17 protein-coding genes and 1 pseudogene are annotated in these 17,515 nt (G+C 38.8%); 5 read left to right on the forward strand and 13 right to left on the reverse strand.

What is annotated here, in order from left to right; all coding sequences use genetic code 11:
• Window positions 1-275: 275 nt before the first annotated feature.
• Together LRC_RS10755 and LRC_RS08120 are read left to right on the forward strand one after the other, a co-directional pair.
• A pseudogene (locus tag LRC_RS10755) lies at window positions 276-524 on the forward strand (ATP-binding protein); the annotation flags it as partial.
• A gap of 780 nt (window positions 525-1,304) precedes the next feature.
• Complete coding sequence (locus LRC_RS08120) at window positions 1,305-1,928, forward strand: hypothetical protein (RefSeq protein WP_014073949.1); 624 nt, start codon at window positions 1,305-1,307, stop codon at window positions 1,926-1,928.
• 137 nt (window positions 1,929-2,065) lie between these two features.
• Here the strand turns inward: LRC_RS08120 and LRC_RS08125 are convergent, their stop codons facing one another.
• The 13 genes from LRC_RS08125 to LRC_RS08190 form a co-directional block, all read right to left on the reverse strand.
• On the reverse strand, window positions 2,066-3,388 hold the full coding sequence (locus tag LRC_RS08125; protein WP_014073950.1) for an adenylyltransferase/cytidyltransferase family protein: 1,323 nt from the start codon (window positions 3,386-3,388) through the stop codon (window positions 2,066-2,068).
• Window positions 3,389-3,453: 65 nt separating this feature from the next.
• Window positions 3,454-4,905 (reverse strand): hypothetical protein, encoded by a 1,452-nt coding sequence (locus LRC_RS08130; protein WP_014073951.1) that lies wholly within the window; start codon window positions 4,903-4,905, stop codon window positions 3,454-3,456.
• Between the two features lie 11 nt (window positions 4,906-4,916).
• Window positions 4,917-5,990: a pyridoxal-phosphate-dependent aminotransferase family protein gene (locus LRC_RS08135; protein WP_014073952.1), complete on the reverse strand. Its 1,074-nt coding sequence runs from the start codon at window positions 5,988-5,990 to the stop codon at window positions 4,917-4,919.
• 14 nt (window positions 5,991-6,004) lie between these two features.
• The gene (locus tag LRC_RS08140) at window positions 6,005-6,628 is read right to left on the reverse strand and encodes a DapH/DapD/GlmU-related protein (protein WP_041820368.1); all 624 of its coding nucleotides are present in this window, start codon (window positions 6,626-6,628) and stop codon (window positions 6,005-6,007) included.
• Between the two features lie 25 nt (window positions 6,629-6,653).
• Window positions 6,654-7,490 carry a LicD family protein gene (locus tag LRC_RS08145; protein ID WP_014073954.1) on the reverse strand — a complete coding sequence of 279 codons (837 nt, stop codon included), beginning with the start codon at window positions 7,488-7,490 and terminating at the stop codon, window positions 6,654-6,656.
• 16 nt (window positions 7,491-7,506) lie between these two features.
• Window positions 7,507-8,568: an NAD/NADP-dependent octopine/nopaline dehydrogenase family protein gene (locus LRC_RS11280; RefSeq protein WP_014073955.1), complete on the reverse strand. Its 1,062-nt coding sequence runs from the start codon at window positions 8,566-8,568 to the stop codon at window positions 7,507-7,509.
• A gap of 18 nt (window positions 8,569-8,586) precedes the next feature.
• Complete coding sequence (locus LRC_RS08160; RefSeq protein WP_014073956.1) at window positions 8,587-10,137, reverse strand: glycosyltransferase family 2 protein; 1,551 nt, start codon at window positions 10,135-10,137, stop codon at window positions 8,587-8,589.
• Window positions 10,138-10,307: 170 nt separating this feature from the next.
• Complete coding sequence (fliS, locus tag LRC_RS08165; RefSeq protein WP_014073957.1) at window positions 10,308-10,682, reverse strand: flagellar export chaperone FliS; 375 nt, start codon at window positions 10,680-10,682, stop codon at window positions 10,308-10,310.
• 14 nt (window positions 10,683-10,696) lie between these two features.
• Window positions 10,697-11,029 (reverse strand): hypothetical protein, encoded by a 333-nt coding sequence (locus tag LRC_RS08170; protein ID WP_014073958.1) that lies wholly within the window; start codon window positions 11,027-11,029, stop codon window positions 10,697-10,699.
• 21 nt (window positions 11,030-11,050) lie between these two features.
• Complete coding sequence (gene fliD, locus LRC_RS08175) at window positions 11,051-12,520, reverse strand: flagellar filament capping protein FliD (RefSeq protein ID WP_014073959.1); 1,470 nt, start codon at window positions 12,518-12,520, stop codon at window positions 11,051-11,053.
• Between the two features lie 8 nt (window positions 12,521-12,528).
• The gene (locus LRC_RS08180) at window positions 12,529-12,987 is read right to left on the reverse strand and encodes a flagellar protein FlaG (protein WP_143454950.1); all 459 of its coding nucleotides are present in this window, start codon (window positions 12,985-12,987) and stop codon (window positions 12,529-12,531) included.
• Between the two features lie 164 nt (window positions 12,988-13,151).
• On the reverse strand, window positions 13,152-15,335 hold the full coding sequence (locus tag LRC_RS08185) for a glycosyltransferase (protein WP_241531270.1): 2,184 nt from the start codon (window positions 15,333-15,335) through the stop codon (window positions 13,152-13,154).
• Between the two features lie 86 nt (window positions 15,336-15,421).
• Window positions 15,422-16,258, reverse strand: a complete 837-nt coding sequence (locus LRC_RS08190) for a flagellin N-terminal helical domain-containing protein (RefSeq protein ID WP_014073962.1) — start codon at window positions 16,256-16,258, stop codon at window positions 15,422-15,424.
• A 189-nt stretch (window positions 16,259-16,447) separates the two neighbouring features.
• Here LRC_RS08190 and LRC_RS08195 point away from each other — a divergent pair, with 189 nt between their 5' ends.
• From LRC_RS08195 to LRC_RS08205, 3 genes are all read left to right on the forward strand, one after another.
• Window positions 16,448-16,708: a glycosyltransferase gene (locus LRC_RS08195; RefSeq protein WP_049780077.1), complete on the forward strand. Its 261-nt coding sequence runs from the start codon at window positions 16,448-16,450 to the stop codon at window positions 16,706-16,708.
• A 70-nt stretch (window positions 16,709-16,778) separates the two neighbouring features.
• Window positions 16,779-17,276 (forward strand): hypothetical protein, encoded by a 498-nt coding sequence (locus tag LRC_RS08200; protein ID WP_041820087.1) that lies wholly within the window; start codon window positions 16,779-16,781, stop codon window positions 17,274-17,276.
• The gene (locus LRC_RS08205; protein WP_046922116.1) at window positions 17,255-17,485 is read left to right on the forward strand and encodes a tetratricopeptide repeat protein; all 231 of its coding nucleotides are present in this window, start codon (window positions 17,255-17,257) and stop codon (window positions 17,483-17,485) included. Before LRC_RS08200 ends, LRC_RS08205 begins: the two co-directional genes overlap by 22 nt.
• Window positions 17,486-17,515 lie beyond the last annotated feature (30 nt).

Consider the following 17,515-nt stretch of genomic DNA (forward strand, 5'->3'; position numbering starts at 1 on the left):
TTCTTTGTTTAATGTATATCAACTTTTTCTTGGATGACAAGAGGAATTATCAATGGAACTTTGAATATGATGCTGAACTCACTTTGCATCGAAAAATATTATTTTGTGCTTAGGCAGCTTAGTTGCGAAATTTTTCCGTAGTTAAGCTGTTGTAAAGGGCGGTTGTAAAATGCAGGAAATCGGCGGTTTAAAATTGTCGGTTTTCCTGCATTTTTTGTATACTCACTTTATTAATCTTTTGAGGAAGTGGTGAGTATGCGAAAAGACGTTTACGAAAGGATGAGATATTAATCATTGACGAACTTGGGTATCTGCCGATATCGGCGAATGTGTTTCAACTAATAAATGGCCGTTATGAACGCAAATCAACGATCATAACGACCAATGTGCCATTATCAAGTTGGGGAACCGTCCTTAATAGCACGGCGACCGCAGAGGCCATTTTAGACCGCCTTGTCTATTATCACTCACACGTGATTAAGATTAAGGGAAAGTCATACCGTTTAGCATCGGTCAGTTCTTAAATCGCCCAAATCATACAATTTTAAACCGCCATAAAACGACAATTTAAATCCGCCCTTGACAAGGGCTTCGGTCAACAAGGTTGACTTCCACTACGTCATCCAATTTCATATTTAAACCTCCGATATACTTGATGTTTAAAGCATACCAAGACATCAGAGGTTTATGAAGAACGCTTATTTAACGACCGCTTACTTTTAAGCTAACGTACAGTTATGTATATACATAAAAGGCGACAGACGCCATGCGCCTGCCGCCTTCGCAGCTGCCGTTTCATTCCTTTTTCAACTTAACGTATGAATACTTCAACCAAAGCTTCTGTCTGAACTTACCAAAGTGAGTATTCAGTCTCAACTCAAATGTCCTCATCAAAATCCCTCCCAGCAAAAACCAGTGACAACAGATTTTGACTCATCAAAAGCAATGTCGTCCTGTCTCCCCCAAAAGCCAGGCAATCAATGCTTTACATCTGAATCATTTGTAGGCCTACAAATATAATAACGAAACCGGTCTACGAATCTGAACGCTTCTTCAGAAAATTTCCCGCATCCTTGAGAAATCTCACGACGACTATCAGTAATACTGAAACTTAGGGATAATGCCCGGAAATCTGCCGTCTAGATATCAACTCTTAACAAAAAATGACGCAAAAATCAAATCAACGGTAGCGGTAGTTGACATGCTCGAAATAAGGTGTATAATTTAACAAGATTAAGATATAGCCGAGCTTCGTTCTGCATCATCTTATTTTAACAAAATATCTATGAAAGGATTGTTCTTAAATGAACTTACTAGAAAAAATCAATTTTTTACCAACATTATTTACCAGCATTATAAGTATTACATCCAACTTTTCATCTGCTTCTATAAACCGCAAATCACAAAATAAACGTTTCTTATATGGGGACCGAAAAGCAATTCTGATTACCCTACGTGAAATGTTGGAAGCTTATAGCAATAACCGGAATGCCCTCAAGAGAGACATCGAATCTGATAATATATACTATGCACCTGATTACCTTCTTGTCGCTTTAACCGAAAAAAACAACTACTTCAATCTTTCAGACATTCATAGCATTAGGTTAGAATGCATACCAAAGATACATCAGAGCAATGAAAAACTTTCTACAGATATCAGGCTTGCTTTCTCAGATAAATATATCGATACAGTTATATCATTCATGACTAAATATGTCGAGGTTGTTGATATTGTTTTTAGTGCATACATTTATTGCCTGAGACGACAATCTAAAAGATATTATACACCTATAAAAACAAATCCAAAATTGCCCGAGTTGATTAAATCACTTGACAACGACTTTGAAAAATTAGAGCATGAAAAAATTTACGATAGGTTAATTGATAAAACCGCAATTGAGAAACCGAAATCAAGTCAAAATATCTGATTTCTGACTTTCTCCCATGAAAAACAGGAAACGCAAGTCACCACTGCATTACAACTTAACTGCTAAATTCAAAGTAAGGAAGTGCTTGCGCTATAAAAAATATTGTATAGTGCTCTGACACAAGGAAGTAATCGCTCCTATATCCTCTTCACACCATTGCCACCATAGAAGTCATCATACACCTTGCTTATCTCCTCCAGCACCTTGTCACTGGTATAGTTGATTGTCTTGCCACGATTTATTGCCCGTTGGAAGTTGACCAGTTCATACTTGAATCCTTCTCCTTCAAGTTCATAGAAAAACCGCTTGTTTCTGTTCTGGTCCTCGTATCTTATCTCAAAATAGTCCGTCTTCCACCAGGGAGACGGAACGTATACATAACCCTTTGTACCAGAGATTATCATCTCTCCTTCGGACTTTACACCTTTTCCTACCTTGGCTGTAGCAACGGCATTACCGTAAACAAAGTCCATTCTGGTGAAAAGGTCAAAGTAGCTGTCGGTTTTCCTCGTAATTATCTTCTTGTCAACATAATCCGTCCCCAGAATCTGAAAAACAGGCATCAGAGCCGTTGCCCCCCAGGCATCCATGGAGTTCCAGATATTGTTTGATGCATACTCCGAAAGTTTTGAAATCTCATCAAGACTTGTACATGTCGTTTCAACGGAAACCACATCCCCTATTTCACCGCTCTTGACCATAAGCAACAAACGGTAATATGCCGTAGAATAGGCTGTCTTTATACCTGACATTAAAACGCAGTCATTCTTTCTGGCGTTTTTCAGAAGTTCACGTTGCTTTTTTGCGCCAATTGCCATCGGCAAATCACACAGGACGTGCCGTCCGTGATTAAGGGCATAATTAACCTGTTCATACCTGTCCTTCACGTCAGATTCAATGAAGACCGCATCAGATTTATCAATAATCTCTTCAAATGAATAACCGGGAAGTTCATCAAGTCGATTGTCATGACCTTCACCGCTCGTACCAACAATATTGATTCCATTGATGGCAACAGCCTCATTGGCCACTTTCCACAGACGTTTTACATTACCCACAAGTCCCAGATTAAGGTGATTATGCTGCGTCCTGATCTGCGTGCTTGATATTCCCTTGGTACGCTCAAGATACACAACCTGGCAGAATTCTGACAGGTAGTCAAATTTCCCTTTCCAGTCCGATCCGATTGCAAAGACATCAACGCCCAATCTGTTGATGTCATCAATCTTCTGACCTTCATATTCTTCGATGATAATCTGATCGGCAAGTCCCGTTTCCTTGACTCCCTCGACGCGTTCCATCATGGACTGCTGGACATTGATTTTTCCTCTTCTTGAATCAAAGTCATCGCTTGTCACACCGACAATGAGATAATCACCAAGCTCCTTGGCACGTTTCAGGATATTCAAATGTCCCTGATGGAGCATATCAAAAGTTCCGTATGTTATAACCTTTTTCAAAATAGTGCCCCTCCCTTCTTAAAAGGCATGATTAACAAAATTACACAATCACATAAAATTCATTATCAAAATGAAATTTCATTTAACATATAATCATTAATCTTTATTCCGCTATTTGTCGCTTTGACACAGCTCCCATTCTTCAATTCACCATTACCATAAATAACATCTATCATATTCTCAAGGGAAACCTCAGGCTCATTAACAACATTCGTTTCCCTTAATCTTGCCAACAATGTATTCTCAGACATATTTGATTCAACTCGTACAATCTTTGGTGAATCTTTCAAGACAATCTTTCCAGTATACTTGTACAATTCCGTTAAGCTTGAACTTCTGAACCCGTAGTATGCATCCGACCAGAAAATGGAGTGATTCATACTTGCATTAATATCCAGAACACCGTAATCATCATCCATGAACGCACGCATGATTTCATCATACTCATCCAGAAGGTGTGGCAACATTGATTGCAGAGTCTGCCTCAATAAAGGATGTGGTCGCCAGATAACAAAAGCACGGTTCTTCTGCCTCTTGAATATTTCCAAAGTTTCCTTTACTTTATCAAGACTTTTTGCAACAAAGATTTCATCAATGGTTGTGTTATACAAGACATTGACACGTGATTTAATGACCCTTTTCTTCCATTCCTCAGGCATTTTTGCCGTTTCCTCATCCAATGAGACAATTTTGTCAACCTCAGGACTTCCAAGATTAATCAGTTTTTCTTCCATTGCATTTCTGACTTCAACGTTTTCCATACCGAGTAACCTGGCATAATCCGGTGAAGCCTCAATGCATCTCTTAACCGCGTCATCTGAACTCTGAACTGTGTAGTCAGCATAATACATTGCAGACCTGAAAACGGTCGATGAGACACCGTCAATCCACTTATAATACGGAATATATACAAGTCTTTCACAGTACTTCTTCAGATTCCAGGAGTAATATCTACTTTCAACACGTGTAACAAGATTGGTATCATCATAAGGGTTATGGATGTAAATAATGTCTGGCCGGTCGTTCTCCAAGTCATATTCTTCATCATTGACAACCGGGACATATTCAGGGAATCCTTCACGCTCATTGACCTTTTTGGCGGGATTCCTGTTGCTGTCCAATTCATAATATGTAATCGGAACGACAAGTGCCTCACAACGCTCATCCTTGTCTGCAGCCATCCAGACACTTTCCAAAGAATCCCACATTGATGCCTTGTACGGCATGAAGACAACTTTGTAAACAATGCTACCTGAAATCAAATTCTTGAAATCATCAGCTGTTTTCTTTGCACCCTCAATCTCAGAAGATTCAATTTTCTTCTTGAATTCATCTAACAATTCAGAATACCTCTGTCCCGCATCTTTTTCGTTTTCTAAAACTGCCATATTATCGCTGTAAACATTCTTGACCTTAGAAACCATGTAACTGTTCTCTTTAAATTTCGTTAGCATTTCCATACTGGACAGAATATCATCAACACATTTAACTAGTTTCTTTGCTGTTCTCTTTCGCATAACACAACTCCTTAGAGCAGATTTCTTTTCTGCATATCTTCAAAAGCCCCAATAAGCCTGTCATTATCTTCAATTGTCAGACAACCGATATGCCCGACACGAAATACCCTGTCGGCCATTTCTCCACCATTCGGGCATACCCAGATTCCGTATTCATCCTTAAGACAAGTGAAAATATCGTAGGCCGACACGTTCAGCGGATGAAGGGGGGTAACTGCATTGGAAAGTGATTTGGAAACTATCTCAAACGGAAGATGTCTGATTTTTCTTCTGAAATCTCCTGCTATTTCTGCAGTATGAGCAATTTCCGCTTCTACGCCACCCTCACTTTCAATCTGCTTCAACCTGGCATTAATCTGCAACAGTATTCCAACTGCAGGTGTAAAGGGTGTTTGTCCCCGTTCACCATTCTTCAGCGCCGACTTCAAGTCAAGATACATGCTGCGAACTTGTCTTGAACAAACACGTTCCATAGCTTCCGGACTCAGTACAATCACGGAAATCCCCGGAGGACATGCAAGTGCCTTCTGAGATCCCGTAATCATGACCTGCACATTCAGTTTTTCCATATCGAATTCATCGCAAAGAAATGAACTGATTGAATCCACGACCAGAAACAGGCCGTTACGATTACAGAAATCACTGATGGCATCAATGTCGTACAGAACGCCCCTTGAGGTTTCATCAAGATTGACCAAAAAGCCCGTGAATCCCATACCGTCATATTCTGCTAGCTGTTCAGGCGTCACGCTGCATCCTTCTTCAGGAACAATCGTTTCATATGGTACTTGGTGTATATTACACAACTGAACAAAACGATGTCCGAAACTGCCGCCATCCACAATCAGAACCTTGTCATTTTCATCGAAGACATTCATGACAACAGCTTCCATGGAAGCCGTACCAGACCCTGTAATGAAAACTGCACGCGAATTATCGGGGGCCTTGGAAAACTTCTTCATCAGATTTTCGTTTTCACACATTATCCTGGAAAACTCAGGTGTCCTGAAGTATGGTACCTGTTGCGCACCGATACTCAGAATCTCCTGATTGCTCATTACGGGGCCTACTGTAAAATTAAGCATAGTGACATCTCCCATTAAATACCAAATTCTTCAAATCTCTTTTTTTCCTTATAATATTCTTCTCTCAGAGACTTCCACTTTATTTCATCTTCCTTGTTTATTTCTCTCAATACTCTTGCAGGATTTCCTGCAACTATGACATTGGATGGTACGTCATCAGTAATGACAGAACCAGCCCCTATAACAGACCCATCGCCTATTGTAATACCGGGGAGAACAATTACATTGCCTCCTATCCAAACATCATTACCAACTGTAATAGGTAACGTAAATTCGAAATAATCGTTATCCTGAGATCTCACACCACCATAAATCGGGTGTCCTGCACAATAGAAACAACACCTTGGCCCCACGATTACATTGTCCCCGAACTTAATGGAGCTGGTATCCATAAAGATACAGTCCTTGTTAGCATAAAAATTTTCTCCAACTTCAATATTGGATCCATATGACACATATACAGGGGGCGTAATATATAACTCATCGCCTGATTTTCCGATCATTTCCCTTTCAAACCTGACTATCTCATCTCGGTTTTCAATGGCAGTATTATTAATTTCTTCTGCTTTTTTCTTGCCTTTCAATGAACTGTTTTCCTTCTTTATACCTTTTTGCAGATATAACTTTCCAAGTTTCATCTGCTCATAATCAAAATCCTTCAAATCACTCTTCCTTCCCAAATATGTCCCCAAATGACAATTCGGAAACGTTAATATGCGGTTTTCTCTTTTCCACAGATGGCAATTCCATGTAGTGATTTCCATATGCATACTTCAAATATGAATCATAGTCATCAAAGCACATGAATTTATGATTTTCAAATTTTATATCGCGATATTTTTTATAGCATTTGGTTGGTACTCCCCATCCACTTGCAGGGGTATATGTATACACTCTGCATAATTCAGTATCTTTCCTGTTATTAATTCTCTCAAATGAATATAATATGGAAAAAACTGCATTTCGTGGAATGAGCATCAGAAGTTTACTTCTCAGCCTCACTATTGGATTATTGCTTTTAATATTCAACTGTGCATTCAAAATGGTTTTAATAATATTGCATATCTTTGAATGAATAATCCTGCTAATATGATGATCGGGGATATTATCCAAGATAATTATGTCCATGAATATCTCATTACGTTGAGTCAGAGTCTCGTGACCGATCTGTCTGAAAACAGTTCCTAATCTCCTCAACTTACTATACCCGAAAATATATTCCGAATCATTTTCATGACAATCCAGGAAAAACCTCGATTTATCGAGATATTTATCACAAGCAGCGAAAAACTTATTATATTCAGCACGCGTCATGGATACATCCACATCATCATCCCATGGAATGAACCTGCCATCCCTGACTGCTCCCAATAGAGTACCCGATTCTATTGAATATTTTATATTCTCTTTTCGGCAAATACGGTCAAATTCAATCAGCATTTCCAATCCAACCTTGTGCAGTTTCTCTATTTGATCATCAGTCAAAATTAATTTATCCAAGTCAAACAGCCCCCGATTATTGATATAATTTCAAGAATTCATTTACAGACATATCCATATCAACGGTCTCTTCATTTGAAACCAAATCGCGATACCAGCTCCATATTTCGTCCATCGTTGGAGTATCTACATTAAAGATGTCTGCAATCTTGATGATTACGTTAATACCATAAGGAAAATCGGTTCTAAAATATCTTGAATTAAAATTGGGAATCCATCCTCCTTCAACCTCTGTCATTGGTGACTTCAAATTCTTTACGGCATCCAAACTGCTGATTTTTCTTTGCATATCTTCTGCTGTATAACTCTCATAGTAATCCTTCAAAGAGTGTACATTATCAAGATTCATCGGAATTGTCTTACATAATAGCTGTAACTCGTCATCACATGATATCATCAGTTTTGATGCTTCTAGTGACCATTCCTTATAGAAAAGAAAGTTCCTGTCGTATTTTTTACCAGGTGTATAATCTTTGAACATGGAATATAATCTGGAAGTGTGCAATATTGGATTTGATGGTGTAAGAGAAACTGAAAGATAATTAGGCAAGGAAACACATGGAATATTGAAGATTTCTTCTATAAAATCACAAATATCTGAAACATTGGAGGCGGGTATCGAACCTATTTCGATTTTATGTTTCCGTCCCAACTGATACACCGCCTTACCGTATTCCTTTAGTCTGGCAATACTATGAACACGCTGGAATCCATACAATATACATCCCTTGTCTATCAACTTCTTAAATGCAAATTCCGCTCCGCCAAATCCAGGAATAATTCCTATCTTCTGCCCTTTTATCGCATAAGGAAGCATTCTGGCAGCAATATCCATGAATGCTTCCCCCGGAACGGTCACCCAAATATGATCAGCGCCGCTTACTGCATCTTTCATCGAACTGGTAATTTTTGAAATTTGTGTACTAATTAACAGATTATCGTCTGAATCATACACTTCTATTTCTTTCTTCCATAAATCAGGCTTTGATGTACAAACCGTAACAGTATGACCCTTATCAGCAGCCTCTGCTGCCATCAAGGTTCCGATATTTCCCCCACCAATAATCGTAACATTCATTAATGTCACCCCACAAATCTATTTATACAAAATCTGCCAGTCTCCCACAACTTTTCTCGGCTCATAATCGCTGAGCGGCATTTCCTCTGCCGTATGAATTGCCAGGGAACCGCCATCTTTTAAACGTTCAAGCAGCTTGAGCAACAACATTAAATCAAGCAATTTATCGTTGGTCTTTTCCATCACGATATAATCAAAGCGAGCATTCGGGAAACATTTGTCAAAGTCTTTATCCCAATCAGAAATGAATCGACTCTTTTTGGAAATTGTCTCAAGATCGCGCTCATAGGCTTCTTCTTCATTGAGACTATAGATATTTGTCCGAAGATTTTTTGATTCTTCTCTGACACGATCTTGAATCGCTAACAGATTGATTCCGAAGCTGCTGTTGATTCCTAAAATATCGACTCTTTTTTCCTTATTTTTAAAATCAAGTCCAGACAGCAAATCTTGATCAACATCTTGTTCAAGCATCGGGTTGATTCCCATGATTCGCTCAAATTGCTTGATTCCTTCCAAAACGATGTCTTCGTCCTTTTCCTTATGAACTCTGTATGCCAAAGCATCCCCAGCCTCATACAGAATTTTCCCGTTTCTTCGACCAATCAAAGACATTGCCTTGCTTGAAAATTCCGTATATCGTTTTGCCATAAACGGGAAATATGCTCCAAGCATCGTCGGCATCAAGATTTCGCTTGATGGGGCTAAAACAACGTCCGTGTTCAATTCTGATTTTTGATGCCACAGATACTCATTGCTTTCGGTATCATCAAGTTTGTCTTCTTCAACGAATGCAGGACAGACGGCACCGATTTTTTTATCCGATGTCAAGCATTTCATCATGTTGGAAACTGCCGTTTTCGACAAAATATTTTCTGTCGTCAAAAACAAGACGTCTTTGCCTTCAACCAGCTGATATATTACGCTCGGAGCGTTTGTTTGATACTTATAGTTAATGACCTTGACATTCTTATCCGCAAGTCCATCGAAATACTTTGCAACTTTTTCCCCTGCACCGTCATTGAACAAAACGTATTCGCATCTCAATTCTTCAGGAACTGCGGCATTTAAGGATTTTAGGCATTTTTCAACTTGTTCGACCTCGGTATTTGCCATCACTGCAACAGACAAATCATAACGATAGCGACCTTTATCTGTTTCTGGTGAAGGATAAAACTCTTTCATCTGATTGTTGTAATATTCAAACATTGCGTCAGGGTCAGGGAAGCATCCGCCCCAAAACAACAAATCAACGTATGTTTCACCGATTTCAGGAATCAGTTCATTTTTGATTATTCCGAGTTTTCTCTTTTTTTCGCTGATTTCACCAAGTTTTTCCAACGTGTCCAAAGCGTTGTCAACTAACAGATTACATTTTAGTGCTGGTTCTTCGACAACCAAACCGGTGACGTTTCCCTTGATTCCGATCAACAGTGCCTGCATCGTTTTAACGAAATCATCTAACCTTTCGTTATCATTTAAAACCATCGAATAAAGCTCGTAAGCTGCTTCGTTCAATGTCTCGATGCTTTCTAACAGTTTTTTCCCCATCTCTTTGTCTTTGATCATTTGATTTCCTCCGTACCATCAGTTTGCGTTAACTATATTGTCTGATAAAATTGTTAATTTTCTAATCCCTGTTTATGTAAAACTCTTAACCATTTTATGTAAATTAAATCATTAAGAATTCAAACATAATCTAAACAAAAGACGGAAGAAAAAAATCTTCCGCCCTTCTCTTATTTAGTAATCTGCTTCCAAGCATCGAGCAGCTCGTTCAACATCGTCAACGCAATTTCAAGATGATTTTTGTCTTTATGAATGTTAGCCTGAATCAATTCCTGCTCAACAACATCATATGTTGAAATCAGCTGTTGCGGAATGTCACCTTCAATTTCTTTATTAACGCTGAACTTTAATTCATCCACAATGTCTTGCGCATGAACGATTTCATTGTTTGCTGCTTCGATTTTTTTATCCTCGATTGCCATCTCAGCTTTCTTGATGCTTTTGATCGCACCCTCAATCAGCATTTCGATCAGCTTATTAGGAGAAGCACTCATCACCTGATTTCTCAGATAATCATTTTTATGACTAGCGTAAGGATTTGTCATCTCTTCCTCCTTGTTTAATAGTAAAGTTCAATTCTTGAAGAAAGTTCTTTATCGTCAACGTAACCCTTTGCCAACTTTTCTACTTGGGTTAATCTTCCGATTTCACGCGATACGTCAACTTTTTGATCTTCAGTCCAAATCATTAATTCCTGATATTTGGCATTAATTTTGTCAACTAATTGAGCTTCGTCGGAACTTAATGCAGAAAAATCAAGCGCTTCTCTTCTCTCAAGAAGTTTTGCATTCTTTTGAATAACATCTTCAATTGAAGAAAGCTTTTTGTCGCATTCTTCAAGATTGTCAAGGACTGCTTGAAGAAAAGCCATCGTTTCTTTTTTATCCGCCATAAATCAACACCCTCTGACTGACTAACTATTTCTTGATGAGTTTTGAGACTGGAAGTAAGAAAATTGCGACTGCAAGTTTCCGATTGCTGCATCCAGATTGGTAAACATCGTGACGTAGCGTGCACGCTTTGTTGCAATCTGTTCCGTGATTCGTTCAATCTGCTTGTTGTAGTCCTTGATTTCACTTTGATACGATGACTTGCGCAAAGAAATGACTCCTTCGCTGCCTGACTTGGTTGAAGTATACCGATCAATTACTGCTTTGAAATCAGCCGTATAACCTGTCCCGGTTTTTTCAGTCGAATACTTGCTTGAAGTATCAACAAAGAAGAAATCTTTGACGGCATTAGGATTCTTGGCAAGCTGTGCCTTGAATTTCGTTTCATCAAGCGAAAGCGTGCCGTTACGATCAACGCTCAGTCCTAGCGTTGATGCACTGACGCCATTGACTGACTTACCGCCTAGAACCGTACTTTGCAGCTTCGATTGAAGCGAAATCAAAGTTGAATCCCCGGCCAAAGCACCGGTCGTATTATCAGATTTGGAAGGATCGCCAACGTCCATCTTCTCGCTAAGAAAACTCATAACGCTGTTATACTGGCTGACGAAATCTTTGACGGCAGATAATTCCTTATCCGTATCATTCGTCAAACCAAGCGTAATCGTTTTAGAGGCATCAGCTTTTTTGAAATTAAGCGTAACACCATCGACAACGTCAGTCGGACTGTTGCTGTTTCTTGTCATGTCAATGCCATCCAGCGTGAACTCTGCACTCTGTCCCTTCGTCCTCTTCACGACATTATCAGCGAATCCTAGCTTGTCCTTGAGGTCACCGCCGATTGTCAATTTCCTGTCACCCATCTCCTCCGATGTGACGACAAGCTGGTTGTTGACAATCGTAGCCTTGAGCCCGGCACTCTTTGTTCCTTCCTTGTCTGAAGGATCCTTGGCATTATTGATGGCATTTGCGATGTCTTTTAAAGAATCCGTAGCTTTAATATCTAATTCAATCGTCTTAGATTCGCTTCCGTCGGCTGACGCATTCGTAATCGTCAGCTTGCCGCTATAACCTAACGCATCTTTAGTCGAAATTTTAGTCGTCCCGTCTGCCTTTGAAACAACGTCGCCCGTAATTTTACTTGCAGTTGCAAGCTGCTTAACAACAAGGTCGTATGAACCTTCCATTGAATCTGAAGTTCCTGAAATAGTTGCTATCGTATCATCGCTTGAAGTGACCTTTTTCGTTTGATAAGTAGCTTCATCCTGCAAAACATCAAGCTTGCTTGTTAAATTGCTTAAACGCGTACTGATGTCGGTCCATGCTTGAGACTTGGTATTAATCTTGTCAATCTTGTTTTGAATAACGGTCTTTCTGAGTTCGTCTGATTGAAGCAATTGATCAATTGTATCAGAAGTAATCCCGGTATATTGACCCATGTAGCTTGAAGAACTGATGGATCCTGCCGTTGTAGAAGTCGTAATGCTGCTCATGATATTCACTATCCTTTCTTATCTATTGCAATTCCCATTTCATCCCAAATTCTGCCGATCATGTCAAGCATCTTTTTGGAAGGAATTTCCTTGATGACTTTTTTAGTTGTCTTATCTACCATTTCAACGTAAATTCGATGCGTTCTTTGATGCATCTTGAATTCCAGATTGATATTTTTATTCGTCAATCTGTCATTCATTTTCTCAAGTTCTTCGCTGATTTGTTCCTTGAACAAGTCCATTTCCTCATCCAGATTCATATCATCAGAACTATCTGACTGAACGTTTTTGGCTTGTTGTTTCTGCTTGGATGTTTCATAGCCGTTCAAATGTTCTTGATCGCGACTGACATTCGTTTTGATTGAATTCTCAGCAGGATTATAGACGTTGGTATTTATTTTTTGAACACGATCAACCCCGGACATTGGTTGAAGCGGCTGAATTCCTTGCGTTCCATCTAAGTTCATATTCTTACCCTCTTTCAACATAACCTGAGCAGTGCTGGACACGACTCCGAATCCTTTTACCACTCTTTTATATCGACAAAACATGAGGGATTTTTAATGCTTGATTTTTTAAATTTTCACAAAAACGCCAAAAAACAAGCGAGGAAAGTTTACATAATTGTGATTTATGACTGACATAATTTTTCAAGCGTTGCCAAGTCAGGATCTTCCGGAGTTATTTGTTTCAATTCATTCAATAAGCCAGCTGCAACTTCATTTTGACCTTGGGAAATCAATGCTACGATCTGTGATTTGACCTGATTGCCAAGTCTTGCCATTTCATTATTTACCGCTACACGCTTTCTTTGCTCGAGTTCAATTGATTGAATTATCCGCTTAATCAAAGATTCGGAATATTTGAAAACTTCAAGAGCTTCCTGAAGATACGTCAAGCATTCTTTCAAATGATTATCTTTCTTAAGTTTCAATGCCTTTCCAAATAAAATGGCAAATCTTACTTCCGATGGCAGCAATTCTGATGCGGAGTCACAAAGTTCGGGCAAATAAATATTGTTAGCGTATTCAAGCATATTTTGGCAATATTTCTCGCTTTCGTCCATAACTTTGGACAAAGCCATTGATTCTTGAAAAATATAACGTTTTCTAAGATTAGCCAACAGATAGTTTCTTTGCACTGTACTTTCCCAAACGGATTCGATCCTTGATGCAAATCCAGGAATTCCATCAAGATGCATCGATTCTTTCGTGACAATTGCACTGACCGATTTTGAAACATCTTCAAATGAAACATTTTCAACATACCTTTGTGGGGAATGTCCGTTTTCAACGCAAATTCTGATAAGATCTTCATTCGGATACTTGAATGTTATTCCATCGCACAATGAGTTCTTCAATTCATCATCTGAAACTTCTTTTCTGGCATGCTGCTTAATCCAAAGAGAGTCGCTTTTGGCATCTATCATCTCAATCATCTGATCAAATTTCTCTTGAGCAGTATCGGATTCAATTCCGATATCGATTCGATCAAGTTGTTTTACAAATTCATCACTTAAGATTCCGTCAGTCACGAAATTTTCACTCAAAAATTCTACAATTGCATTATCTTCCTCATTAATCGCATATTTCAAACTTGAAGCTAAAACATTGCTCCTTTTTTCATCAAAAATATTCCAAGGAACATCCAGAATCATCTTCTTGATTTCTTCATACGCATCCTGACTTTCTTTTGAACAAAGATTAAAATACATCTCGACAGCATCATACATTGTATCCTTGCTGATATCATGGCCAAAGAAATAGGACATTTCTTCCGAATTTCGGTTATTTTTCTCGCAATACTCAACCGCATCAAAGTAAATGTGAATCCATTTGCTTGCTTTTTCAATGCCGATTTCATTTAAATCTCGACTGAGTTCAAATTTAGCTGCTACCCCTCTGAAAAAGGGATTCTTAACATGTTCCAAAAACACATCCACATTAACATCTAGATCAGACCACATTTTTAGACGAGCATATCCACGCATTCTGTAAAGAAAAATTTCGATCCAATCAGTAATATTCCAATCATCAAGCTCACGGCTTTTTAGAGTAGAAATAGCCCTTTCTGAAAATTTAAGCATTTCTTTTTCATCATCACCTGCACCAGCTATTTGTTGAAGCCACAGATGGAAGTTCCCAGGATTTTTTTCAAGCTCTTTATTCATAATTTGCTGATTGCGTTTGGCTTTCTTATTGCTTAGCTTTCCGATATAGCCGACGTGATGCACAAACGTTTCTTTGAGATAATATTCGTTTCTGTAGACAATCCCCTTTAACAGCTCATGAACTGGATCAACGAATTTAGACCCTGGAACTATTGCACTGATTCTTGAGAATTTATTGCTGACATAATCAATTTGGGATGCAGAAGTATAACTATGTTCCATCATTGAAATGCGATCATAATTTTCGTAAAGCTCTGGTTTGGAGAAAAAATCGATCAGCGGACCTGCATCATCAAACCATTCATCATCATCCAGATATATCAGCCACTTTCCACGTGCTTCCTTAAGGCCGGCATTTCTTGCCGCCGCAAAGTCGTCACACCATTCGAAATGAACTATCTTATCAGCATATTTTCTTGCAACGTCAACCGAACCGTCAGATTTTTCATCACCTACGGTATCAACAGCAATAAACTCACTTGGAATTTGTTCCAACAATGGTCTGAACGATTCAAAGCACTTTTCAACCGTATCGATTCGGTTCGAAACCAGCATCGAAATCGTTACCAGACATTCTGTCGTATTTACTCTGGAAAAGAACTTTTTCTTAGGTAATTCTTCAACCCATGTCTCCAAACTAATCACCTCTTCTCTTACTGTATCGAAAAAAAGCCGGCATCCTTAAAGGAGGATACCAGCTTTTTCTAAGTTATTTCAAGTTATCTTCAATTTTAGCCTTGAAGCAAGCTCAAAACTGAGTTTGGCATTGCGTTTGCTTGCGCAAGCATTGATGTTGCAGCTTGAGAAAGAATGTTGCTCTTCGTGAACGTCATCATTTCTTCAGCCATGTCAACGTCACGGATACGTGAGTTGGCATCTGCCAAGTTTTCGTTCGTTGCCGTCAAGTTGTTGATCGTATGTTCCAAACGGTTTTGAACGGCACCAAGATCGGCACGTTGATCTGAAACAGTTGCAATAGCTTTATCGATTGCGCTAATCATACCATTTGCCATACGAACATTTGTAGCAGCGGCATTGATTTGGAACGTTGCATCTGTCGATCCAAGCAACGTCGTACCATCCATCGCACCAATTGTAACCGTCAACGTTTGATTTTCATTTGCACCAATTTGGAATGTGAATGCATTGTTTGCTTTACCCAACAAGTTCTTCGTGTTGAATTCAGTTGTGCTAGCAATACGAGTAAGTTCTTGATGAAGAGCCTTTAATTCCTTGTTGATGGAGCCACGATCCTCTGCCGTCAACGTATCGTTTGCGCCTTGAACTACCAAATCACGCATACGTCCAAGAATGCTGTGAGTTTCGTTCAAAGCACCTTCGGCTGTTTGAACCAAAGAGATGCCGTCTTGGGCATTGCGCTTTGCTTGTGTCAAACCACCGATTTGTGACTTCATCTTTTCTGAAATTGCCAAACCTGCAGCGTCATCGCCGGCCTTGTTGATACGCAAACCTGATGAAAGTTTTGCCAATGAGTTTGATTTTGCGGTATTTGCAGCTGTCAAACGGCTGTATGTGTTCATAGCTGCGACGTTTGTGTTAATACGCATGTTAAATTCCTCCATTTCTCTTGTATCATTAACTGATTACATGATTATATATCGGCAACACGACAATTTGTTTAAGCATCTTTCGGTGATTTATTCAGAGAAATTTTCATTTTACATAATGTTTCTTTATAAATCTTCCATATTGCATTGTTATAATCGAATCATCAATAATGGAGGTTTCAAATCTTAATGAAAAAATTACCGTTTTCAGTTTGCATAATTACAAAAAACAACGCCAAAACGCTTGAAAGACAATCATCATCAAATTACTTTGATGAAATCGTCATAGCGGACACTGGACCAAGCGATTCAACCAAAGAAATCGCACGTTGCTATACGAACCGGATCTTTGACTTTACGTGGAACAATAATTTTGCGGATGCAAGAAACTTTGCCATAAAAAAGCAACAAATGATTTTATCTTTTCGCTGGATTCAGATGAGGAAATAAGCAAAATAAATTGCCGACAACTGCTTGATTTTTCAAAAAAAGTGCGGAAAATATCGGCAGAATCGAAATTTTGAATCTTCAAAGCAATCATTCCTTTGAAAAGGGATACGTTTCAAGAATCTTCAACCGCAAATTTTTTCACTTTGAAGGATCAGTTCATGAACAGCTCGTTTCAGCAAGTCAAATCAACCGTTCAATGGTCGATTTGGAAGTTTCAATCATTCATCATGGCTATGCAAATGAAAACCTCAATCAAAAAAAAGCACAGATATATCGAGAAATGATTGAAAAAAAGCTCAAAGAAACTCCAGATGACAGTTATCTTTTATATCAACTCGGCCGAACATACGATATTCAAAAGGACTTTGTCAACGCTTCTGAAGCCTATCTGAAATCATTGCAGACTTCTCCCAGGCATGATTTTGAATATTTTTGGTCTGCACTTGACGATTTATGTTTTGACTATCTCAACTTAAATGAAGCAAAAAAAGCAGCTGAAATAATTAACTTTTACGGCTGCCCTACGAAGATGCCGATGGATACTTTATGTTTGGCCATGTCTACATGAATCTCGGAAATTTTGACGAAGCTGTCAGATGCTTTAAAAAAGCCACTGAATTCGCTGATTCAAGCCGTCCTGGCGCAAACAGCTTTGCTGCTTGGTTTAACATCGGCGTCATTTATGAAGTTTTAGGCTTTAAAGAAAAAGCAATCAAAGCATATAAAAAGTGCAATGATTACGATCCAGCAAAAGAACGATTGAAAAATCTAAGGTAATCGATGATTTTTATTTAAATCCTTTCAAAA

This window comes from Ligilactobacillus ruminis ATCC 27782 (assembly GCF_000224985.1).
Classification (GTDB): Bacteria; Bacillota; Bacilli; order Lactobacillales; family Lactobacillaceae; genus Ligilactobacillus; species Ligilactobacillus ruminis.